Origin of the sequence: Nibribacter ruber (genome assembly GCF_009913235.1) — a bacterium.
Taxonomy (GTDB): domain Bacteria; phylum Bacteroidota; class Bacteroidia; order Cytophagales; family Hymenobacteraceae; genus Nibribacter; species Nibribacter ruber.
Genome location: NZ_CP047897.1, coordinates 3,169,487 through 3,193,113, shown reverse-complemented (window position 1 = coordinate 3,193,113; position 23,627 = coordinate 3,169,487). Strand labels below are relative to the sequence as shown.

Here is a 23,627-nt window from a genome sequence, read left to right as displayed (position 1 = left end):
AGTACGCTAACCTAGTCGCGCAGGGTGTTGTAGTCGCCCAGGCTAAGATCTGCCGGTGTTTTCTCATATACCACATGGTTTCCTACCATTGAGTTGGCAATGAGGGCACTCTTGATCTTGCTGTTTTCCTGCACTATGCTGTTGCTCAGCACAGAACCGTCTACCTGCGTGTTATTTCCAATGGAAACGTGCGGACCTACCACTGAATTGTTCAGCACCGCATTTTCTCCAATATAAACCGGCGGAATGATGACTGTGTTGTTCAAGGTAGCGCTGGAAGCCACTAAACCTTCCTCGTCTTTGATGTATTCCAGGTAGCGCTGGTTGGTGTACACGGTGGCGTCCTTGTTGCCGCAGTCCAGCCACTCAGAGATAGGACCCGGTATGAACACAGAGCCTTTGCTCTTCATGTTCTCCAGGGCGTTGGTCAACTGGTACTCGCCTTTGTCTTTGATGTCATTGTCCAGCAGGTACTGCAACTCATTGCGCAGGTACTCGCCGTCTTTAAAATAATAGATGCCAATGATGGCCAGGTCAGAGACAAACTCCTGCGGTTTCTCCACAAATTCAGTGATCTGGCCCTTCTCGTTTAGCTTCACCACGCCAAACGGACGCGGGTCTTCTACTTTCTGCACCCAGATAGTACCCTCGGCCGAGGTATCTAAGGTAAAGTCTGCTTTGAAAAGCGTGTCCGCGAAGGCCACTACCACGTTGCCTTTCAAGGCGCTCTGGGCGCAAAGAATGGCGTGGGCCGTGCCCAGCGGTTCTTCCTGGTAATGGATAGTACCTTTGGCGCCTACAGACTCGGCGATCTTAATCAAGCGGGCTTCCACCTCTGCCCCGAAATGCCCGATGATGAAGGCCACTTCTTCAATAGGCTCCTGGCATACTTTGGCAATGTCTTCTACCAGGCGCTGCACAATGGGCTTGCCGGCAATAGGAATAAGGGGTTTAGGAACAGTAAGCGTGTGGGGGCGCATGCGTTTGCCCATGCCGGCCATTGGTACTATTATTCTCATAGTGTCTTTTGATTTGAATGGGGTAAGTATGGCCTACGTACGGGCAAGCCAGGTTTTAGATATAGGAAAAATCGGTTTTGACCTATTTTTACGAAAACAAGCCAAAAACGGAGGGATTACTTTACTCCGGTGCTGCCGTAGCCGCCCGCGCCTCTTTCAGTAGAAGACAGTTCCTCAGCGGCTTGCCAGGCCACGCGCTCATGCCTGGCCACCACCATCTGGGCGATGCGCTCTCCGTCCTCCACCACAAAATCCGTGTCTGAGAGATTGACTAGTAGCACTTTAATCTCGCCGCGGTAATCAGCGTCAATGGTGCCGGGCGTGTTGACAATGGAGATGCCGTGCTTGAAGGCCAGGCCGCTGCGCGGACGTATCTGGGCTTCGTAGCCTTCAGGTAATTCCATGCTGAGGCCCGTGGATACCAACGTGCGTTGCAAAGGCTTGAGTGTAATAGGAGCCTCTAGATTGGCGCGCAGGTCCATGCCAGCCGATTGCTCGGTCTGGTAATGTGGCAGCGGGTGCTTGCTTAAATTGATGACTTTAACAGAAAGCGAAGAATTCATAGTCAGCTAATATACTAATTTATCTATTTATGCCACGAAGCGCCGGTTTCTCCACTACCCACACCACGGCCAAAAATACCAGGCAAAGCCCCAAGTGATAGACTTGTCTGATCCAGAAATTTTCTATTCCCCAGGCATACGCCAACCAGATAAGGCCCGAAGCCAGCAGCAGATACCCAAAGATGGCTTTGATGGGATACGGCACCGGAAAGTACTTCTGCCCGATCACGTAGCAGACCACCGCCATCAGGAAATAACACAGGAACGCCGCAACGGCACTACCCATGTACCCCAGCACCGGTATGAGCAAAAAGTTGGCCACCACCGTGACAATAGCCCCGAAGATTGTGATGTACGTCCCGTAATGCGTCTTATCTGTGAGCTTGAACCACACCGTGAGGTTGTAGTACACGCCGTTGAATAGATAAGCCAACAATAAGACCGGCACAATCTCCATGCCCGTACGGTATTCTTTCTGGCCCAGAAAGTACTGGAAGATATCTAGGTTGGCGCTGATGCCCAGATACGCGAAGGCACAGACAATGACAAACCACCGCATGACCACGGCAAACGTAGCCGGCGAATTCTTTTCCTGGGCCTGTGAAAAGAAGAAAGGCTCTGCCGAATACCGAAACGCCTGAATCATGAGGCTCATCATGATGGCCAGCTTATAATTTGCGCCGAACACCCCCAGTGCCTGCTCATTGGTGGTACCAGGGTAAAAGCCCTCGGGCAGCCAGTCTTCCAGCATGATTCTGGAGAGCATTTCATTAGTGGCACCCGCCAGCCCCATGACCAGAATAGGGAACGCGTACACCAGCATGGGCTTCATTTCGGCTAAGGCCAGCTTGAACTTGAAGTCTGCGAACTCGCGCCAAAGCATGGGAATGAACAGCAGGTTGGCCACCATGTTCACCACAAAAATGTAGCCCACGCCCAAGTCTGGGTTGTAGATGGCTTCTACCAGAGGCCGCAATTCAGGCAGGTACTTTCCCTCATACACGTGCCGGCAGAACAAAAGGAAGAACAAGTTACCGCCTATCACCAGAAAAATATTGGTCAGTCTAATGATCGCGAACCGAGCCGCCTGGTTCTCTAGCCGCAATCGGGCAAACGGAATGGCCACAATGGCGTCTACGGCAATGGTAATGGCCAGCCAAATGATGTATTCATTGTGCTTGGGATAGCCTAAACTGGCCGCGATGGATGAGTTAAAGAGCAGCAACACGCCCGTGAGCGTGAGGCTGGTGGTGAGCACAAGCGTCTGCACTTTCTGATAGAGTTCCTTTTTGTCTGCCCCCGGCTTGTTGGCATACCTAAAGAAGGCTGTTTCCATGCCATAGGTATAGACGATGTTCAGGAACGCGACAATGGCGTACAGCTTGGTCACCACGGCGTACTCTTCCCGCGCGAAAATACCGGTGTAGAGGGGCACCAAAAGGTAATTGAGCGCGCGGCCCACAATGCTGCTCAAGCCGTATGCCGCCGTCTGTCCTACCAGTTTTTTCGCAATGCTCATGTTGGTTCCTCTCGTGATTTTATGGGAGGCTTGGCTTTGTTACCAATGCCCTATGCACACTTACTCCCGTTTTTGGCCTCTTTTCCAGAAAACAGGCTAAAAACGGGAGCAGGTACTATTCTAGTATAAACTATTTATCCCTGGACAGGATTACTCGCCTTTAAAATGGGGCTTGCGTTTTTCTAAGAACGCGCTGGTTCCTTCTTTAAAGTCATCTGACCCGCAGCAGCGGCTGAAAGAGTTGGCTTCTGTCTGATAACCGTGCTCTTCTTTGTCATACCAGGCGTTCACGCAGTCCACGATCATGCCCACGGCCAAAGGCGCTTTGGCAATGATCTTGTTCATGATCTCCAGGCACTTGGGCATGAGATCTTCTGGGGTGGTCACATGATTGGCCAAGCCTAGCTCCTTGGCTTCCTGGGCCGGGATCAGGTCACCGGTCATCATCAACTCCATGGCCTTGCCTTTGCCTACCAGTTGGGTTAAGCGCTGGGTGCCTCCGTAGCCGGGTATCAAGCCAAGGTTCACCTCGGGCTGCCCGAAGCGGGCGTTCTCACTGGCTACTCTAATATGACAGGCCATGGCCAGTTCACAACCACCGCCCAAGGCGAAACCGTTCACGGCGGCAATCACGGGCTTGGGGCATTCTTCAATCATGGAGAAGACGTCCTGGCCGCGTTCGGCGAAACGACGCCCGTTCACTTCGTTCAACTCGGCAATCTCTGCAATATCTGCGCCGGCCACAAACGCTTTCTCGCCGCTTCCGGTCAAGATGACGCCGCGCACCTCCTCATCGTCATACACTTCCTGCATGGCCATCTGAATCTCCTGCACGGTCTCAATGTTCAGCGCGTTCATTTTAGACGGCCTGTTTACCGTTATGAACAGAATGCCGTCCTGGTTGTTCAACTGAAGGTTATGGTAGTGCGCCATGGCTTAAATTCTACGTAAAGTTTTTTCAAAAACGAAAGGCGCAAATATAAAGAAAAGCCCACAGAATAAACCGCATCTGGCCTAAGACAAAAAAAGAGGGAGAATTATTTGATTGTCAAGCCGGTAAACCCGAAATTTCTTTCTTTTTCACATACGCCGCGCGGGAACCGTTGCGTTCTCCCAATAGTTACACCCCTACTTGTATTCACCTTATCCTTACTTTTGCCCATGCGCAATTTAACCAGACAGATCACCTTGGTGTTTTGCCTTCTATTGGCCACGTCCACTTTCACGCAGACCTTTGCCCAGAGCAGCAAGAAGAAAAGCAAAGCCCGCAAAGAAATGAGACGCAAAGGCCCGGACGGCCGCCTTCGCGGACAAGCCCCGGACGGCAACGGTGACCGTAAGATGCTGTTGGACCGTGAAAAGGCCATTGCCCAGGCCAAGGCCAACGGCGGCGCCTACAATGGTCCGCGCCTGGCCATTGCCAAGAATACCTATGACAAAGGCAAGGGAGGCTTCTCCCAAGGCAAATACCAGAACAAGACCAATTACGCCAAAACCAAGAAACCCAAGGGTTCCAAAAAAGTCATTGACCAGGCCAATCCCAACGGGAAGCTTTACAAGAAAGGACAGAAAAAACGCAAGAAACGGTTCTTGTTCTTTTAGCCTGTAGCCTGTTTTAACCCAAAGCGCCTCTCCTGTTCTGCAAGAGAGGCGCTTTGGGTTTTATAGAAGGCGTCTTTGGGAAGTCTTTTCATTTATGGTGGAAGCGCCTACAGCTGTATTGGTCTGGCATGTGCCGTTGACTAGGCAATGACTTGTCTTTGCTGCAACGTTCTCCCTGTTTAAAAGCATTCTCGCTGTTTTTAGCCTGTTTTCTAGAAAATACGCCAAAAACGCTTTTCCTCTTCCTTCACCTTGGCTTGGCGTTGTTGGTTGTTTTCACTTGAAGACTTGGGCTGGCTGGTTCTCTTTCTATAGCGAGGGTGTTACTTCCATGACTTTCGCTGTTGCGTACTTCCGTTGGCCTTCCCTTTGTAGTGGCCGCGTCTTCCGGTGCGCACTCACAGCCTTGTTTCATTTCTTCTGGTAAGCGCTCACGGCCGCGGGGCCCCGTCCTGTCCCTTCGCACTGCTGTTGTTTGTGGGACTTTGTCCCTGCCGCCGCTGGCCGCGGCGCACAAACACCAGAGGCGCTCAGGACCAGGACTGGTTTCGGTTCCAATCCTGCATGGGTTTGTTGGCTGGTTTAGCTGGTTACTAGTAATAGCAGTTCCTGTCGGTGCAGAGGCATGCGTGCTGCGCACTGCTTTTCTATTTGTTGGCACGGGACCGGCCCAATCTTGCGGCCAAGAAAGACCGCCGGTTGTAGCGCCGTTCCGTGGAACGACGTGCCTCCATGCGACAAGAACTCTATAATCCAAACAGGCTAGTCTCCCTGGCGCAGGTAAAGGAAAGGCAGGCTCCTGTTGCAGAGGTCTGTCCATTAAATTTGAGGCGGGAAGTTCTGTGAGACTAGATCGTTCCGCGGAACCACGCTACGGAGAGGATATCGTTTTTGGTATGTTTTCCAGGAAATAGCCTAAAAACGGCTTTTCTGAGATTAGCATGACACCATAGGTAGTAGGCATAAAAAAACAGCCCCGTCCTTGCGGGCGGGGCTGCGGTGCTTATAAGTGACTCTTGCTATTTGCTTACAGAGTACGCTTGATTTCGCGCTCTTCGTAGGCTTCAATCACGTCACCTTGTTGTAGGTCATTGAAGTTCTTGATGCTGATACCGCATTCGTAGCCGGTACGCACTTCAGACGCATCGTCTTTGAAACGCTTCAGGGCCAGGATTTCACCGGAGTGAACCACAATGCCGTCACGTACAATTCTGATCTTAGAGTTACGCGTAATCACACCATCCGTCACCATACAGCCGGCAATGGTACCCACCTTGGTGATTTTGAACACCTCGCGTACTTCTACGTTGGCGGTTACTTCTTCTTTCACCGTTGGCGCCAACATACCTTCCATGGCGTCTTTCAACTCATTGATGGCGTTGTAGATGATAGAGTACAGACGGATGTCAATCTCTTCCTGCTCTGCCAGCTTACGGGCGTTGGTAGAAGGTCTCACCTGGAAACCAATGATGATCGCATCTGAGGCCGAGGCCAGCAATACGTCCGTCTCAGAGATTTGACCAACCCCTTTGGACAAGATGTTCACCTGTACTTCCTCAGTCGATAGTTTCAATAATGAGTCAGAAAGTGCCTCTACAGAACCATCCACGTCACCGCGTACAATCACGTTCAACTCCTTAAATGTACCGATGGCCAAACGACGACCGATTTCATCCAGGGTGATGTGTTTCTTGGTGCGCATGCTCTGCTCACGCTGCAACTGCTGACGGTTCACGGCAATCTCACGGGCTTCACGCTCCGTTTCCATTACCACAAACTTGTCACCCGCCTGCGGAGCGCCGTCAATACCCAATACCTGAATCGGCATGGATGGTCCGGCAGTCTTATGGCGTTTGCCCAGTTCATCAGTCATGGCTTTCACGCGGCCGTGGTGTGAACCAGCAACCAGGATGTCACCAATCTTCAACGTACCGGTCTGTACCAATACCGTGGCTACGTAGCCTCTACCTTTATCCAGGGCGGCTTCAATCACCGTACCAACGGCACGGCGGTCTGGGTTGGCTTTCAACTCCAGTAATTCGGCCTCTAGCAATACTTTATCAAGGAGTTCGTCAATGCCTTGTCCGGTCTTAGCGGATATTTCCTGGCTTTGATATTTACCACCCCACTCTTCTACCAGTACGTTCAACTGGGCAAGCTCCTCACGAATCTTGTCTGGGTTGGCCGTTGGCTTGTCAATCTTGTTAATGGCAATCACGATTGGAGAGCCCGCCGCTTGCGCGTGGTTCAAGGCTTCCTTGGTTTGTGGCATCACGTTATCATCAGCTGCAACCACAATGATAACAACGTCTGTTACCTTGGCACCACGGGCACGCATGGCGGTAAAGGCCTCGTGACCCGGTGTATCCAGGAAGGTGATGTCTTTCCCGGCCTCAGTGGTTACCTGGTAGGCGCCAATGTGCTGGGTGATACCCCCGGCCTCACCGGCGGTTACCTTGGTTCTTCTTATGTAATCCAGCAAAGAGGTTTTACCATGATCCACGTGACCCATGATGGTCACAATTGGAGCGCGTGGCAATAGATCTTCTTCAGCGTCTACTTCCTCAATACCAGTATTTTCTTCTTCCTCAGCCGAAGCGAACTGAATGTCATAGCCAAACTCATCTGCAATGATGGTGATGGCCTCGGCATCCAGACGCTGGTTGATGGATACGAACATACCCAGGTTCATACAGGTCTTGATCACCTCGTTGACGCTCACGTCCATCAAGGCAGCCAAGTCATTAGCAGACACGAACTCAGTTACTTTTAGAATCTTAGACTCTAATTGTTCCTGCATTCTGCGCTCATCTGCGGCATCTGCCACGGCAGAGCGTTTCTCTCTACGGTATTTGGAACGGTTTCCTTGGTTACCGCCTTTGCCACCGCTCAAGCGGGCCAACGTGGCCTTAATCTGATCCTGGATTTCCTTATCCGTTAACTCAGCGCGAGGGGCTGCCGGTCCGCCTGGACGGCCGCCGCCACCTGGACGGTTGCCTTGGTAGCCACCGCCTGGACGACCTGGTCCACCGGCGCCTGGTTGACGGTTAGCCGCCTGGCCTGTTCCCAAAGGACGGGTGCTGTTGGCTCTGTCACCAGCGCGGTGCGGTTGTGGTGCATTAGGATTAGTATTGGCAGCACCTGGAGCACCTGTTTTAGGCACTTCAATGCGCTTGCGTTTCTTTTTGTCTTGGCCTTGGCCGCCTTGTCCACCCGGCTGATTGCCTCTACGGCGCTCATCTGAGGAGGCTACCGGCTTACCGCCTTTGCCACGACCACCACTCACGGGTAATTCAATCTTACCCAACACTGTCAACCCTTTCAACTGGTCTGCCTGTGCTTTGATGGTGCCTTGCGGCGTGGTATCAGCATCTGGGGCAGAAGCCTCTGGCGCAACGGGTGCAGCCGGAGTTACCGGCGCTGCCGGAGCCTGTGGGGCTGGTGCTGCTGGCTTGGCTGCTTCAGCCGCTGGGGCCGGAGCTGGCGCAGGTGCCGGCGGTGTTACCGGGGCCTGTGGTGCGGCGGCTGCCGGGGCAGCTGGCTTCTCTGCAACGGGAGCTGCCGGGGCGGCCGGTGCTGCAGGAGCAGGCGCTGGAGTAGCTGGTTTTTCTGGCGCAGAGGCCGCTGGTGTTACCGGGGCTGGAGCAGGAGCCGCCGGAGCGGCAGGTTTCTCTGCGGCCGGGGCCGGAGCGGGTGCTTCTGTTGATTTCTCGGCCACCTGTGCTGCCGGAGCAGGCGCGGGGGCAGGAGCAGGTTTTGGCACGGGACGACCTTTGGCATCCAGGTCAATCTTGCCCAATACCTTTATGCCTGGCAAAGAGGCACTAGCGGCCGGTGCAGGCGCTGGCTCAGCGGCTTTAGGGGCTGCTGGTGCCGGTGCGGCTGGTTTCTCTGGCTCTGCCGCCGGACGGGCCGGGGCACTGTTCTTGATGAGCATTTCGGGCTCCGGGTCCTGGGCTTTCTTAGGTTCTGGCTTCTCTTCTGCCCCGGCTGGTTTTTTCCCAATGTTCAACTCGGCTGCCTCTGCCTTGGCTTGCATGGACGAGGCAAACTCTTTCGACAGCATATTGAACTGCTCTTGGGTAATCTTTGAAGTAGGTTTATTCTCGACATCCATCCCCTTTTTCTCCAGGAACTCCACTACGGTAGAGGTACTGATGTTCAAGGTGGTGGCTACCTGTTTAAGCCTCATCGTTCTTTCTTCTGACATGCTCAATATGCTGTTGTTTTTATTTGGTTCTGTTTTGATTACGTGACTCTTTAAGTATGGTGTGGGTTTGCCGGTACGTTTTCACGTTTTTGACCTGTTTTCCAGAAATAAGGCCAAAAACGGCACCCACTTCTCTAGGTCAAATAATCTGGCACAAGTACCACGCCACTAGTTGTTTTCTTCTGATTCTGACTCAAACTCTGAGCGAATGATGTTGAGCAGGTCTTCCACAGTCTCTTCTTCCAATTCTGTGCGACGTACCAAATCTTCTTTGCTCACAGCCAATACGCTACGACCGGTGTCCAGGCCAATGCGCTTCAGCTCATCAATTACCCAGCTTTCAATCTCATCTGAGAATTCGTCCAGGCTGATGTCTTCTTCAAATCCTTCTGACTCTCTGAACACATCTATCTCTAAGCCCACCAGCTTGCTCGCCAGCTTAATGTTCTGGCCGCCTTTACCAATGGCCAATGATACTTGGTCTGGTTTCAGGAATACAGACACACGGCCATTTTCTTCGTCTACTTTGATGCTGCTGATCTTGGCAGGGCTCAACGCCCGCTGGATGTACAGCTCCATGTTATCTGTGTAGTTGATAACGTCTATGTTCTCATTCTCCAGCTCCCGCACGATGGTATGGATACGAGATCCTTTCATACCCACGCAGGCGCCCACCGGGTCAATGCGGTCATCATATGATTCCACGGCCACCTTGGCGCGCTCGCCCGGCTCACGTACAATCTTCTTGATGGTGATAAGGCCGTCAAAAATCTCTGGCACCTCGTTCTCAAACAAACGCTCCAGGAATTGCGGAGAAGTACGAGAAAGAATGATTTTTGGGTTACCGTTGATGATCTCCACGCGCTGCACTACCGCTCTTACCACATCACCTTTGCGGTAACGGTCCTTCGGGATTTGCTCCGTTTTAGGGATCAGCAACTCATTGTCCTCTGAATCCAGAATCAATACCTCGCGGTTCCACACCTGGTATACCTCGCCAGAGATGATTTCACCCACCTGGTCTTTGTATTTCTGGTACAGCAAGTCTTTCTCCAGGTCTTTCACGCGCTGGATTAAGGTCTGGCGGGCAGTCAAAACCGCTCTACGGCCAAAGTCCTCCAGCTTGATCAGCTCAGAAACCTCTTCGCCTACCTCAAAGTCTGGTTCAATCTTGCGGGCTTCTTCCAACGGAATCTTGTCATGGTCCCAGATGTCCTCTGAGTTGTCATCCACGATCTCGCGGTTACGCCAGATTTCCAAATCACCTTTTTCTACGTTCAGGATGATGTCGAAATTCTCGTCTGTTCCCCATTTCTTACGAATCATGGTGCGGAACACGTCTTCCAGAATCCGCATCATGGTAGGGCGGTCAATGTTCTTGAACTTAGCGAATTCCGCAAACGATTCAATCAATACTGAACTATCCATGTCTTATCTTATTTAAAAGAGATTACAATCTGCGCTTTCACAATATCACTGTAGGCCACGTGCACGGGCTCCAGCAAAGATTTCTTATGTTTTACTTTTACTTCTTCGGCAAACAGGAAGCCATCTTCCATGGCGTCCACAATCTCACCAGTCTTCTCTACGCCCTCGGCTAATTTGAGCTTTACGTGGCGGCCAATGTTACGGGTGAACTGACGCGGCGTGGTCAACGGAAAATCTACGCCCGGCGAGGAAACCTCAATCACAAAGCTGAACTCCTCGCCCATGGTCTCCTCAATGCGCTTGGCCACGCGGCGGCTGATCTTGGCGCACTGGTCAATGCTGATGCCCTGGTCGCCGTCTGCCAGAATAGTCACTTTAGGCCGAACCGGACTGTCTGACACCGTTACAGACACCAGAAAAAGGTCTGGTTCTGGCAGTGCCTCCAACGCGAAGCCTTCAATTATTTTTTCGTCTAGGGCCATAGTATCAAACAGGGTAAGAAATAAAAAGGGGGACTATCGCGTCCCCTTCTTTGCTCTTTAATCGCACAAATGTACAAATAATTCATCTAAAACACAAGCACCGGCCTATATAGAACGTTTGCAGCGCTTGGTTCAGAAACTATTTCTTTCCGTTTTTGGCCTCTTTTCCAGAAAAAAGGCCAAAAACGGCTGGGGTCTAGGAGAAAATCTGAAAGACCGCAAACGCACTCACATAGGCCAGACCGGTCATGTACAGCAGTTGCAGGATAGGCCATTTCCAGCCTTTGGTCTCACGGTACACCACGGCAATGGTACTCATGCACTGCATGGCAAACACGTAGAAAATAAGCAATGAGAACGCACGCGCCGGGGAGAAGAACGGCTGCCCGAACTCGTCTTTCTGAGCCATGAGTTTTTCCTTGACCGTGGCAATGTTCTCAGAGTCGCCTACGCTGTAAATGGTGGAGATGGTACCCACAAACACTTCGCGCGCCGCAAAGGACGTTAACAAGGCAATGCCCAGCTTCCAGTCATAGCCCAGCGGCCTGATGGACGGTTCAATGAACTTGCCAAACTGACCTGCATACGACTCTTCCAGTTTCTGGCCGGCAATGTGCGCCTCGGCGTCCTGCTCGCTCAGCTGCTGGGTTTTGGCTTCTATCGTGGCTCTGGCTTCTGCCTGCTCCATTTTGTTGCCCGGCCCATACGAGGACATCACCCACAGAATGATGGAGATGGCCATGATGACCTTACCCGCCTGAAACACGAAGGCCTTTACCTTCTCCAAAATTGTGAGGCCCACGTTCTTCCAACGCGGCATTTTGTAGGTAGGAAACTCCATGATGAAGTAGCTGCGCTCTTTGGTGCGCAAGACCAGTTTCATGAGCGCCGCCGAGAAGATTGCCGCCAGGAAGCCAATCAGATACAAGCCCATCAAGACCAGACCCTGCAGACTTAAAATACCCAACACATAGGTTTCTGGCACCACCAGGGCAATCATGACGGTATAAATAGGCAGACGCGCCGAACAGCTCATGAGCGGTGTCACGAAGATGGTAATGAGGCGGTCTTTGAAAGAGTCAATGTTACGCGTGGCCATGATGGCGGGCACGGCGCAGGCCACCCCAGAAATCAAAGGTACCACGCTCTTACCGTTCAGCCCGAACTTGCGCATAATCTTGTCCATCAGGAACGTGACGCGGGCCATGTAGCCAGATTCTTCCAGAATGGCAATGAAGGCAAACAAGATGGCAATCTGAGGGATGAACATGAGCACACCGCCCAAACCAGCCAACACGCCTTCGGTGAGGAGGTCAATGAGCGGGCCGTCTGCTTTGCTTTGAATCCAGGCGTTGAGCGTAGCCACGGCCAGATCCAGCATGTCCATGGGGTAGCTGGCCCAGGCGAAAATGGCCTGGAACATCAAAAAGAGCACGCCAAAGAAAATCAGGTACCCGAAGACCTTGTGGGTTAGGATCTGGTCTAGTTTGTTGCTCTGCTGCTCGTTGCTTTCGGCCCTGGTGACCTGCATGGCGTCCAGGAGCATTTCATTGATGCGCACGTAGCGGGCAATGGTCTCATTGGCCTGCAGGGTATTGGACTTGAAATCGTATTTTTTGACCAGTTCGGCTATGTATTCCTTGTCATCCTCAGAGAGGAAGGACAGCTTCTGGTATTGGTGCGCGTAATGCAGGGCCAGGTAGTCATTGCTGAGCTCAAAGTAGTAGCGTATCTGGCGCACCATCACCAGCAGATCATCCGGTATCTCAAAGAAGGTGGCCGTAGACACCTGCAAGGGCTGCGAAAGCAAGATTTTAAGCGCAGCCACACCGCTACCGTTACGTCCGTTTACGGGGATGATGGGTACGCCCAGCTCGCGCTGCAGTTCTTCTAAGTCAATGGAAATACCGTGCTTTCCTGCCAGGTCCATCATGTTCAAGGCCAACACCGCCGGAATCTTGAGGTCCGCTAGCTGGGTGAAGAGCAGCAGGTTGCGCTTCAGGTTAGAGGCGTCTGCCGTAATGATGAGGGCGTCTGGGTAGAAGTCTGATTTTTTGTTGTGCAGCAGGTCTATGATCACCTTCTCATCCAGGGATTTTGGATAAAGGCTGTAGGTGCCTGGCAAGTCAATGATCTGCACGCGTTGTTGCGGCGTGAGGAAGGAGGTGCCGGTTTTCTTGTCTACCGTTACGCCCGGGAAGTTGCCCACCTTCTGGTTGAGGCCGGTGAGGTGGTTGAAGAGGGAGGACTTACCCGAGTTAGGATTCCCGATCAACGCAATTTTAGAGACGCCTTTGCGGGCACCTGTGAGAATAGAGGGAGCAGCGGCCGGAACCGGGGCAAGAACTTCGGACATAGACTAAGCCTTTAGCATGATAGTAGCAGCTTCGTCTAAACGCAGGGACAGGGTATAATCGTTCACAATGATGGTAATGGGATCGCCTAGCGGGGCGCGGCTGTTCAGCTTTACTTTTTCACCCGGTATACAGCCCATCTCCAGTAATTTCAGAGACATTTCTGGATCGTTTAAACAACAGATGATTCCGCTTTCTCCAATTTTCAAATCCCGTACGCTCTTTTGCTCTCGTTGCACCTGGTCTGCTTTTATTTAGACTCGTTATAAACAGTTGCAAGGTACTAGGTGTTCCTTTTGAATCCAAAAAAGAAGCAGTCTTTTGGTGATTACTCCGGCAATTGTCTGAGATTATTGCTTTTTCACAAGTGTTTCTGTAAATTTCACCTAGATAAAAAGAAAACCATGTCATTATTCAGCTCTAACAACCCAACCCTTAAAGAAGAAGCGTTCACCTCCTCCGTCGCCTCAGAAGATGCCGCCGGCGCGGGCGTCATGACCCTCAACGGCACCATTGCCAAGTCTGCCATTCTGTTTGGCGTGGTAGTGGTGTTTGCCTTGTTTTCATGGGAGTTCCTGCAGTTTGTGGGGCAGCCACTGCCGTTCATGTTGGCCTTGCCGCTGGTAGGTCTGGGCCTGTTGTTCTTGATTTCGTTTAAGAAGCACTTAGCTCAATACATTGCGCCTATCTACTGCGCTATCCAAGGCTTGTTCCTGGGCACCATTTCAGGCGTTTTAGAAGCTAGTTATCCAGGCATTGCCAACCAGGCCATGCTGCTCACCTTTACCGTGTTTGGCGGCATGTTGCTTTTGTACAGCACCCGCCTAATCAAGGCCACCGAGCGCTTCAAGTCTATCATCATGACGGCCACGCTGGGTATTTTTGCCTACTACATGATAGCCCTGGTACTTGGTTTCTTTGGCATTGAGGTAGCCTTGATTCATAGCAGCGGCATGGCGGGCATCATCTTTAGTTTACTGGTAGTGGTGATTGCCGCCATGAACCTCATTCTGGACTTTGACACCATTGAGCGCGGCGTGGAGTACGGTGCCCCTAAGTACATGGAGTGGTATGCCGCCTTTGGCCTGGCCGTTACCTTAATATGGTTGTACCTGGAGATTCTGCGTCTGCTTGCTAAATTAAACCGCCGGTAAATCTACTTTCTGGCACTTGGCGTACATAGAGTAATACCAAACTTGTACCGCTATGCCCAAGACCAAGAAAGATCAGAAGAAGGAGGACCCTTGCTGGAAAGGCTATGAACAGGCCGGCATGAAAGACAAAGACGGCAAGCAAGTCCCCAATTGCATAAAGAAGAAGTAACATAAAGAAGCCTTGACTTGACGGTCAAGGCTTCTTCGTTTTCAGGCCGTTTTTGGCTTGTTTTCTGGGAAATAGGCTAAAAATGCTCCTTGCTTTAACACGACTAAAGCATATTTATGGAATTGTCTCTATGCCTGAGAATTTAAACTCACCACCAATTTTCTTAAAGTGAATAGCCATTGAAGCTCCTTCATGCCCTGGAGCATACTCACCGGGTTGCAAGATGGTGAGTATGGCGCTGATATCAGAAGAAGGATGATTCTCCTTTTGCAATCTGATATCATTTAATTGCCGGACTCTTAACCAGCTTCCAGAATCAACTATTTCCTTCAACTTTCTGGAGTAGAATTTTCTCCTAGTCATCCTTTGCGAATTTGGCCTAGGCGGAATTCCAGCATCACACACTAGGCACCAAATCTCTTTTGCGGCTATCTTCTTAAAATCAGAGTAGTTGGGACTCTCAAAATTCCTGAATACCTCTTTTAGTGCTTCCCTTATTTGCACACTGTCAGATATACTAACGGACTGCCCAAAAGAGAAGTGAGTACAAATCAGAAAACAAGAAAGGAGTAATAGTTTATTCATCAGGCAGTCCAGGCTACTCGTTGTAAAACACACGTTTCACGCGGGTGCTCACGTTGGTGAGCAGTTCATAGGGAATGGTGCCAATGCGGCTAGAGAGCTCGGTCAAGGGTAGTTCTTTCCCGAACACGATTACTTCTTCCCCGGCCTGCACGTCTAAACCGGTCACGTCTATCATGCACATATCCATGCAGATGTTGCCCATGATGGGCACGCGCCGTCCGTTCACCAGCACCTCCCCTACGCCGTTGCCAAACCTTCGGTCATAGCCGTCTGCGTAGCCAATGGCAATGGTGGCCGTGACTTTGTCCGTATCTGCCACGCCTTTGCGGCTGTAGCCCACGGTGTCTCCTTTGGCTACCCGCTTCACCTGGGAGATGGTCGTTTTGAGCTGCCCCACGGTTTGAAGGCCCCCTTGCTCCATGCCCGAGGACTCTATGCCGTACAACCCGATGCCCAACCGCACCATGTCAAAGGCGGCCTCCTGCCCAAAGCGTATGATTCCCGCCGAATTCAAAATATGCTTGGTCACTGCATACCCCAGGGTACTTTCTACCTGCTGCGCCATTTGCTCAAAGGCAGAGATTTGCTGTCTAGAGAAGTCATTGTACAAGGCTTCATCGGCGCCAGCCAAATGACTGAAGACGCTTTCTACCTGTACGTGGGGCACCTGCACCAGCACTTCCAGGGCTTCAGTGAGTTCTGCAGGGTCAAAGCCCAAGCGGTGCATGCCGGTGTCCAGCTTCAAGTGGATGCGCGGCGTTTTTGGGCTGTTTTCCGGGAAATAGTCTAAAAACCGATGCAGCAGGTCTGGTGAGTAAATCTCGGGCTCCAGGTTGTACTGCTGCATCTTTAAGAAGCTGTCTGGGCTGGGGTTCATGACCATGATGGGCAGGGTGATGCCGTGCTCGCGCAAGGCCACGCCCTCATCTGTGTAGGCCACGGCCAGGTAATCCACGCGGTGGAACTGCAAGAGGTTGGCAATCTCATAAGACCCCGCGCCGTACGCGAAGGCCTTCACCATGACCATGATCTTGGTCTGGGTAGATACTTTGGAACGGTAGAAGTTGAGGTTGTGCACCAGCGCGTCCAGGTTAACTTCCAGCACCGTGCCGTGCACCTGCTGTTGCAAAGCGGCCACCACTTTCTCAAACTGAAACACGCGCGCGCCCTTCACCAGAATGGTCTCCTGCCGGAAGGTCTCCGGACGCAGCTGCCCCAGAAAAGAATCTGTCCCGAAGTAGAATTCACTGCCCGATGGAAACAAATGCTGGTGCCGACTGATGACATCGCCTATGCCAATAACCCGGTCTACGCCGTGCGCGGCCACGTCATAGGCTACTTGCTGGTACAGCGTCTTTTCCTCTAAGCCGGCTTCCAGCAAATCAGAGAGAATCAAGGTTTTCCGTCCGCGGCGGGCCTGTTGGCCCAGTACGTCCAGGGCAATGCGTAGGCCGGCCAGGTCATTGTTGTACGTGTCATCAATGACGTAGCAGCCATTGATGGCCTCTTTGCGTTCCAGGCGCATGGCCACGGGCGTGAGGCGCTCAAAGGCGGGGGCTAGTTTTTCGGGGGGCAGGCCCAGGCGCAGCAAGAGCGTTAAGCAGTGCAGGGCATTTTCCAGAGAGGCATCATCGGTGAAGGGCAGCGTGAGGGAATGCTCCTGGTCTTGGTAGGTATAGGCAATCTTGGTCTTGTGGGTGGAGGTACTCTTGATTTTGACCTGCACATGGGCGGCGTTGCCTTTCAAACTCCAAGTGAAGCCCGATATGTTGTGGTGATGCACCGCCTGCCGCACCAGCTCATGGTCTGCGCAGTAAATGAGTTTGTTCACCCCACTGAACAAGAGTAGCTTTTCTTCCAGCTTCTGCTCCTGCGAGCTGAACCCTTCATTGTGCGCAGAGCCCAGGTTGGTGAAGATGCCCAGCGTAGGCTGAATGACCTTGGCCAGCTTCTCCATTTCGCCGGGTTCAGAAATGCCCGCCTCAAACACGCCAATGGTATGCGTCTCATTGATCTGCCAGACAGAAAGCGGTACGCCAATCTGGGAATTGTAACTTCTGGGACTTTTCACCACCCGCTCCGTGGGACTCAACAGCTGGGACAGCCATTCTTTGACGATGGTTTTGCCGTTACTGCCGGTGATGGCCACCACAGGCAAATGAAACCGCACCCGGTGGTAGGCGGCTACGTCTTGCAGGGCTTTCACGCCGCTGTTCACCAGCAGAAGGTTGGCGTCTGGGAAGCTAGACAGCTCAGAGAACGCAGACAGATCTTCTACCACAAACTGCCGCACGCCCTGCTGGTACAAGCCCGCCACATAGTCATGGCCGTCATGGAAATCGCCGCGTATGGCGAAGAACACCGACGTGGCCGCGTTCACAAGTTTTCGGCTGTCTGTGAGCAGATGTTGGATGGGATAGAGTTGGGCCCATTGTACCACAGAGCCGCCGGTAGCTTGGGTGAGTTCTTGAAGCGTGAGCATAGGCATAGCGTAAGTCAAGACCAAATATACAAGAAGAAACAGGACACCGGGGGCTTACCGCAAGGGCCAGGTTCCTTCCATTTTACCAGGCTCCCCCCGCACAAGTTGCGTTGCGCTCTCTTGCCCGCTAAATAAGAAGGAGGAGGCATCGGCCGTTTTTAGCCTCTTTTCCAGAAAACAGCCCAAAAACGGTCGGTTCTCTTGCACATACTCTACCTTTGTCTTTTTAAAGAGCCAGTCAGTGAAAGTGAATAAATATTACGGGGCCGCCATCAGTGCCTTCATCATCTGGGGTTTCATCCCGTTCCCCTTGAAAGCCCTGGCAGAGTACCCCAGCAGCCAGATTCTGTACTTCAGGATACTGGTGTCAGTGTTGACCTTGGTGGTGGTGTCCTTGTTGACGCGCCGCCAGCAGTGGAAAGAAACCAAAGCCCTTTTTCAAGGCCACGCTCCAAAAGAGAAGCGCAAATTCCTAGCCTTTACGTTGCTGGGCGGTTTGTTGCTCACAGTCAACTGGCTGGTGTTTATTTATGTGGTGAATCATGTGGACATCCAGACGGGCTCCTTCTCCTATCTGCTCTGCCCCATTCTCACGGCGGTGCTGGGCTTCTTAATTTTGAAGGAGCATTTGCGCGTGAACCAGTGGCTGTCTGTGGGGTTGAGTTTGATGAGCTGCCTCTTGGTGGGCACAGATTCTTTGACCAACCTGCTGTTCAGTCTGCTCATTGCCTCTTCGTATGCTTTCTATTTGATTACCCAGCGTCTGCTCAAGGATTATGACAAGATTGTGCTCCTGACTCTGCAGTTGCTGTTGGCGTTTTGCATCATCGGGCCGAGTTATTCTTGGTTTGTAGGCGCTGAGGCGGTACCGATCACAGGGCATTTTGTTAGGCAGATTGTGTTGTTGAGCTGGCTGTTCACGGTGCTGCCCTTGTTCCTGAACCTGTATGCGCTCAAAGAAATCAAGTCAGCTACTATTGGTATTCTCATGTACCTCAACCCCATCATCAACTTCACCATGGCGTTTGTTTATTTTGGCGAAGTGGCCAGTAATCAGAAGGTTATCGCGTACGCCGTCATTTTTCTGTCGGTGATTTTGTACAACCTGCCCATCGGGAAGAAGCCAGCCATTTCTGAGGCCTAAAAAATATTTGAAAATTTTTCTGAGGCCGTGCAACCAATCCTGGGTTTGAGGGCTCTTCATAGTAAAGGCGCCCATTGGGGCACTTTTTCAGGAGATGTTTATGAGAAAAAGTCTTTGGTTGTTTGCCGGAATGTTGGCCATGGGTTGTACCCGGGCAGACGTTTCGCCGGGACCGGAAAAAGAGGGAGCCGCCCCCAAGGTCTCCTCTGGTTCCAGCCAAACCGCAGAACTAAAGGTAAAGCAGGTAGCTCAGCTAAACCAACTCTCTGTACAGCTTCAAAAAGTGGAAGACAGTAGATGCCCCATGAATGCCATGTGCATTAGACAGGGCTCCGCCATTGCCACGCTTGAAGTGAAGGATGCCGCCGGCAACAGCCAATCTCAGGTCTTGTATCTGGGCGAGAAGCTGCCGGCGCCCAACAACAGAGGAGACCGGTCCGCTGACTCAGTGGAAGTACAACTGGGCCAGAAGAACTACCGCTTAATTCTCCACTCCGTACTACCGTACCCTAACACGTCTGCGCCTACGCCAGAAGAGAAAATCGTCTCCGTGACGGTACGGTCCTTGTAGTTTGTCTTTATCGAGTTTATTGATAGAGGGTTGTTTGAAAGAGGTGAGCCCGCGGTCCAGGACCGCGGGTTTCGCTTTTCCAGACCTTTTGGTTTTGCCCCATTCTCTTGAATGGGAATGTCTGTAAAACGAAGAGGCCCTGGCGTATCTGTTACGCCAGGGCCTCTTCGTTTTTGGCTTCTTTTCTGGAAAATAAGCCAAAAACGACTCACCTTTCCTCAGGTTATTTTGATTGGCGCATTAGGCTTCCAACTCCTTCAACAATCCTGGCAGGTCTAGCGGTCTGGTGTACATCTCCAGGGAGCCGTCTGGCTTGGAAGGCCACTGGTCTTTGGGTCTGTCCCAGTACAGTTCTACGCCGTTGCCATCTGGGTCATTGAGGTAGAGAGCTTCAGAAACGCCGTGGTCGCTGGCACCGGTCAAGGGGTATTTGGCCCTGCGCAGCCGGTCAAAGATAACCGCCAGATCTTTTCTGGTGGGGTATAGAATGGCTGTATGAAACAAGCCCACGCCTTCCTGCTCGGCGGGCGGTGCGTCTTTGCTGTACCAGGTGTTGAGGCCAATATGATGATGATACCCACCCGCTGAAATGAACACGGCCTGGCTCCCGTACCTGGTGGTGACTTCAAACCCCAGCAGGTCACAATAGAAGGCCATGGAACGGTCCAGGTCGGCTACTTTTAAGTGCACATGGCCAATGCGGGTCTGTGCGGGGACTACATATTTCTCTTCCATAAAATTATCTATAAATCAATTGCCAACTGGCAGCAAGCGGCTTCTAGGATTTACTAATTATCCAGACACACATTGTTGGCGTGTCGTACCGTCAGCTTCCAGACGTTCTCCTTCTTCATCCAAACATTGGTATACCTTCTGTTAAGCTTCTTGCCGGCATTGGGCGCACCTTTGGCGGGAACCACTTCTTCATGTCCCATCACAACCACCATGTCCTTATAAAACAAGAACTTCTCTGGATACCGTTTAAAGGAAGTATACCGAATCACGCCGCTTTTGATAAGCTTAAGGAGTTCAGCCTTCTCATTAATGATTTTATTGGTGGGGTGATTGACCGTTATCTCATCATCCATTAATCTATCTAAGGCTTTTGCATCAGAGGTGAAGATGGCTTTGGCGTGCGCCAAGTCAAGCTTTTCAATTTCTCGTCTAAGACTATCGGTCTCCTGCGCGATGGAAGGAAAAGAAAGTAAGAGCAGTGCAATGGAGAGGAGGACACTAGCCTTCATATTTAATTGGTATTTAAATACTTACGATACGTAGATTCGCCAACTTCAATTAAATCACTTAGAATAGGCCGTTACCTTCGATTTGTTAGCGATAGTCTTTAGTGAAAATGGAAGCCTTTCCAGAAAGAGTGCCCGTGGCTTGTTTCCCATCCATACAGAGGTAATTCAAGACCAATAAAGATTAAGAAATAAATGGAACTTAAGATCAATATTATTCTATTAAGTTCTCTTTTACGGGCATAGGTCATAATGGCAATAATTAATATCGCTGAGCCTAAAAGGTAAAATAAGCATTGACCAATATATTTATAGAGGGAGTTTTCAAGTGTTGAAACTCCCTTTTTCTGGTTTTGAGAGTAATTGCTTATGGCAACAAGAAATTCTTTCAATAACGCCCATTGGGCAATAATCACAATGGAGAATATAAGGCTGGCTAAGATTAGAAAAGCGAGCACCCACGTTTTACCCATTCTAACTGATTTCCTAAAACCCAAACCCAACTCTCAGTCCAGAGCTCACCTTCACTTTTTCCTGGAAGGCGGTGAAGAAGTCCACGCGAACTACTTTGAACAAATGCTCCAGACCCACGCCCAACTCTAAGTAATGTCCGGCGGCGGCTGTATGCAGGTAATTGACACTGCCTACCTCCTGCCATTTGAGTTTGCGCAACAGCGGCACTTTGTTCAAGATGAAGCCATTGAAATGGTGGCTGTAATGCGCTTCTACATAAGTACTTTGGGTGCTGTAACGATAATAGTCCAGCAACTGGAAACCACTGAAGTCACCGGAAAGCAGGGTGCGGTTGCCTTCAAAGTGCTTAAAGTCTATAAAGTATAGCTGCTTCTTGCGCCAAAACGTGCCTATGCTGGCAGAATACGTGCTGGTGCCTAGCAAGCCCAACTTAAGTTCATCCCGCACGCCCAGGGTTATCAAATCATAGTCCACATCACTGCCCAATAGTCCACTTATTCCTTTGCGGTACTGGGCTGTGAAGGTGGGCCATTTGGAACCGAGGTTGATTTTCCGGTCTGGGTGCGAAATGTATTCCTGGCCCGGCTTGTAGCTCAAGACCACCGAAGCCGTGAGCGCCTCATGCTCCGGAAAAGCGGTAGAAGCGACCTCGGCGTTGATAGGTTCATTGGACGTAAATTCTTTGTGGGCTCGGTCGCGCCAGGTGTAGTCTGTGGTATTGAACAGCATGCGGCGCTGGGCGTAATCCACCATGAACGTGGCAGACAGGCCATTGACCAGTTCGCGCTGGTGCCACAGGCGCAGGTAGTCGCGCTGGTAGAGCTTCTGCCAGTTCTCCTCAGCCAGCAGGGTGTAGACGGTATTGATGAACGGCGTAATAGGGTCCTGCGCGTTGAACTGACTCACAAAGCGACCCGCCTCCATGCCAATGGACTGCCGTTTGATCAAGTTGTACTGGTAACCGGCGGCAACTTTGGCATTGAACTGCTCATTACTAAAGCCGTAGCGCACGGTGGGCGTGATGGAGTAGTTTCGGCCGTCCTCAAAACGCTTGCTATACCCCAAACGCAAGTTGGCCACCAAGCCTTCTACCGTGTTGTACTGCCAGATGCGCGTGATAGGCTCTACCGTGTAAGAGGTGCGCTCAAACGAGTTACGGTAAGAGTAGCCCGTCACGAAGACATCGGCCAGAGAGAGCTTGTTGTTCTTATGGTCCAAGGAATCTTGGTACGGCTTAGATTCTTTGACCACCTGAATGCTGTCCTTCTCATGGTAATCCACCACTTCTTCTACAGTGAGCGGCACAGGGCGTATTTCATCCCAATAGGCGCTGTCGCGTTTGTTGGAGTTTTCTTCAATGGCTAACACCTCCTTTTTCTTGAAAAAGGCATCATCGGGTACGCCGTTGGCCGGCATCTGGTCTTTCTTTGCTTTGGGTAGGCGCTTCGGCTTTTTCTCGGGTGTAGGAGGCACCACCACGGCAATGGGTTTCTCAGGCTCGGCAACCGGGGCGGTGACAGTTGGCGCCGGGGCGGGTGGCTTCACAAAAGATGCGGGCTGTACGCGGTACTTGCTGTACACGGCGGTAAAGTAGCCATTGCCTTTAAAGCCGTAGCCTTCCACGTCAAACGTGAATTTCTGGGACTGCAACACCCACACGTTTCCGGGCACGGGCGTGAACTGCTGGGTAATGCGCAAGGTGTCCACAAACTCAATCTGCTGGGCCTTGGTCACGTACAGGTTCAGGCTATGAATACGGTACGAATCGTCTACAATGTAAATGTAGCCCGTGAACACCGGGTCATGCCGGCGCTTGGGCGTGACTTTGATGCGATGCACCAGATTTCCGTTGTTCTGCGCACTTCCCATGAGTTCATAGTTGTAGAACAAAAGCGCGTTGCCTGCCACCGGCGAGATAAAGCCCCGCTCATTGATGCCATTGGCTTTGATAAGGCTCTTATAAAAATTGATGCTGAAATCTGAAGCGTTGTTGAAGCTGAAAGCTTTGCTGTTCCCGCTCACCTTAGACGAAATCATGCGTTCCCGCATCTTATTAGGCTGTTTGAAATGCAACTCAGAGACTGACTCAGATAGGTAAATTATTCCCGGCTTCAGTCCTGCTGGCACTTTCATGATGCCCAACACGCGTTTAGGGACGTTGATGAGTCGTTGCAAACCTTTGATGTACACTTGCGCGCTGTAGGCTTCTACTTCCTTTAGGTGGTAGTCGCGTTTGGCAATGGCCTGCCGCATGATGCTGTAAGCGGGGTCTTTGCCGTCACCGCTAATGCGCACCTCGCCCACGGCGTACACGTCCTGCTCTAGTTGTACATTCAGCACCACCGGCTCTGTGGTGTCTTTGATTTCTATGGTTCGGCTCTGGCTTTTATAGCCCACGTACTGGAACACCACCGTGTAGGTACCCGGGTCTACCGTGAGTTGGTAGTTGCCCTGCTCATTGGTAGTGGACCCGATAGTGGTGCCTTTGATGTAGACCGTGGCAAAACCCATCCCCTCGCCTTTCTCATCTGTTACCTTACCTTTCAGAATCCCGGCCTGCGCTACAGAGACAGATACCAATGAGAAAAGCAGTAACCAGAAAACTCTTGTAAGCGAAGCGATAGGCATAA

At 51.6% G+C, this 23,627-nt stretch carries 18 protein-coding genes; 4 read left to right on the top strand and 14 right to left on the bottom strand.

Features of this window, described 5'->3' with window-relative positions; genetic code table 11:
• Positions 1-11: 11 nt before the first annotated feature.
• The 4 genes from GU926_RS13430 to GU926_RS13415 all read right to left on the bottom strand — a co-directional run bounded on the left by GU926_RS13430 (position 12) and on the right by GU926_RS13415 (position 4,034).
• Positions 12-1,019 (bottom strand): sugar phosphate nucleotidyltransferase, encoded by a 1,008-nt coding sequence (locus tag GU926_RS13430; protein ID WP_160692722.1) that lies wholly within the window; start codon positions 1,017-1,019, stop codon positions 12-14.
• Positions 1,020-1,135: 116 nt separating this feature from the next.
• Complete coding sequence (gene dut, locus GU926_RS13425; RefSeq protein ID WP_160692720.1) at positions 1,136-1,582, bottom strand: dUTP diphosphatase; 447 nt, start codon at positions 1,580-1,582, stop codon at positions 1,136-1,138.
• A gap of 19 nt (positions 1,583-1,601) precedes the next feature.
• On the bottom strand, positions 1,602-3,101 hold the full coding sequence (locus tag GU926_RS13420; RefSeq protein ID WP_160692708.1) for a lipopolysaccharide biosynthesis protein: 1,500 nt from the start codon (positions 3,099-3,101) through the stop codon (positions 1,602-1,604).
• Positions 3,102-3,251: 150 nt separating this feature from the next.
• Positions 3,252-4,034 carry an enoyl-CoA hydratase/isomerase family protein gene (locus GU926_RS13415; RefSeq protein ID WP_160692706.1) on the bottom strand — a complete coding sequence of 261 codons (783 nt, stop codon included), beginning with the start codon at positions 4,032-4,034 and terminating at the stop codon, positions 3,252-3,254.
• 228 nt (positions 4,035-4,262) lie between these two features.
• Between GU926_RS13415 and GU926_RS13410 the strand changes: the two genes are divergently transcribed.
• Entirely contained in the window at positions 4,263-4,703 is a 441-nt protein-coding gene (locus GU926_RS13410; protein ID WP_160692704.1) for a hypothetical protein, read from the top strand.
• A 1,027-nt stretch (positions 4,704-5,730) separates the two neighbouring features.
• Here the strand turns inward: GU926_RS13410 and infB are convergent.
• From infB to GU926_RS13385, 5 genes are all read right to left on the bottom strand, one after another.
• Positions 5,731-8,895, bottom strand: coding sequence for a translation initiation factor IF-2 (gene infB / locus GU926_RS13405; RefSeq protein ID WP_449406801.1), 3,165 nt, complete (start codon positions 8,893-8,895; stop codon positions 5,731-5,733).
• Between the two features lie 186 nt (positions 8,896-9,081).
• Positions 9,082-10,341 carry a transcription termination factor NusA gene (nusA, locus tag GU926_RS13400; protein WP_160692700.1) on the bottom strand — a complete coding sequence of 420 codons (1,260 nt, stop codon included), beginning with the start codon at positions 10,339-10,341 and terminating at the stop codon, positions 9,082-9,084.
• An 8-nt stretch (positions 10,342-10,349) separates the two neighbouring features.
• Entirely contained in the window at positions 10,350-10,823 is a 474-nt protein-coding gene (locus GU926_RS13395; RefSeq protein WP_160692698.1) for a ribosome maturation factor RimP, read from the bottom strand.
• Positions 10,824-11,019: 196 nt separating this feature from the next.
• Positions 11,020-13,179: a ferrous iron transport protein B gene (feoB, locus tag GU926_RS13390; protein ID WP_160692696.1), complete on the bottom strand. Its 2,160-nt coding sequence runs from the start codon at positions 13,177-13,179 to the stop codon at positions 11,020-11,022.
• Between the two features lie 3 nt (positions 13,180-13,182).
• Positions 13,183-13,416, bottom strand: a complete 234-nt coding sequence (locus tag GU926_RS13385) for a FeoA family protein (RefSeq protein ID WP_160692694.1) — start codon at positions 13,414-13,416, stop codon at positions 13,183-13,185.
• Positions 13,417-13,581: 165 nt separating this feature from the next.
• Here GU926_RS13385 and GU926_RS13380 point away from each other — a divergent pair, with 165 nt between their 5' ends.
• The gene (locus GU926_RS13380; RefSeq protein WP_160692692.1) at positions 13,582-14,331 is read left to right on the top strand and encodes a Bax inhibitor-1/YccA family protein; all 750 of its coding nucleotides are present in this window, start codon (positions 13,582-13,584) and stop codon (positions 14,329-14,331) included.
• 283 nt (positions 14,332-14,614) lie between these two features.
• On the opposite strand, the gene GU926_RS13375 is transcribed toward GU926_RS13380, so the two are convergent.
• The gene (locus GU926_RS13375; protein ID WP_160692690.1) at positions 14,615-15,004 is read right to left on the bottom strand and encodes a hypothetical protein; all 390 of its coding nucleotides are present in this window, start codon (positions 15,002-15,004) and stop codon (positions 14,615-14,617) included.
• Between the two features lie 94 nt (positions 15,005-15,098).
• A complete protein-coding gene (locus tag GU926_RS13370) occupies positions 15,099-17,567 on the bottom strand; it encodes a bifunctional UDP-N-acetylmuramoyl-tripeptide:D-alanyl-D-alanine ligase/alanine racemase (RefSeq protein ID WP_160692688.1) in 2,469 nt (822 codons plus the stop codon).
• Positions 17,568-17,808: 241 nt separating this feature from the next.
• On the opposite strand from GU926_RS13370, the gene GU926_RS13365 reads away from it, so the two are divergent.
• Together GU926_RS13365 and GU926_RS13360 are read left to right on the top strand one after the other, a co-directional pair.
• Entirely contained in the window at positions 17,809-18,711 is a 903-nt protein-coding gene (locus GU926_RS13365; RefSeq protein ID WP_160692686.1) for an EamA family transporter, read from the top strand.
• 100 nt (positions 18,712-18,811) lie between these two features.
• Positions 18,812-19,282: a hypothetical protein gene (locus GU926_RS13360; protein ID WP_160692684.1), complete on the top strand. Its 471-nt coding sequence runs from the start codon at positions 18,812-18,814 to the stop codon at positions 19,280-19,282.
• A 240-nt stretch (positions 19,283-19,522) separates the two neighbouring features.
• On the opposite strand, the gene GU926_RS13355 is transcribed toward GU926_RS13360, so the two are convergent.
• From GU926_RS13355 to GU926_RS13345, 3 genes are all read right to left on the bottom strand, one after another.
• A complete protein-coding gene (locus GU926_RS13355; protein WP_160692682.1) occupies positions 19,523-20,017 on the bottom strand; it encodes a VOC family protein in 495 nt (164 codons plus the stop codon).
• Between the two features lie 53 nt (positions 20,018-20,070).
• Positions 20,071-20,526, bottom strand: coding sequence for a nuclear transport factor 2 family protein (locus tag GU926_RS13350; protein WP_160692680.1), 456 nt, complete (start codon positions 20,524-20,526; stop codon positions 20,071-20,073).
• 483 nt (positions 20,527-21,009) lie between these two features.
• The gene (locus GU926_RS13345; RefSeq protein WP_160692678.1) at positions 21,010-23,625 is read right to left on the bottom strand and encodes a DUF5686 and carboxypeptidase regulatory-like domain-containing protein; all 2,616 of its coding nucleotides are present in this window, start codon (positions 23,623-23,625) and stop codon (positions 21,010-21,012) included.
• Positions 23,626-23,627: the final 2 nt, after the last annotated feature.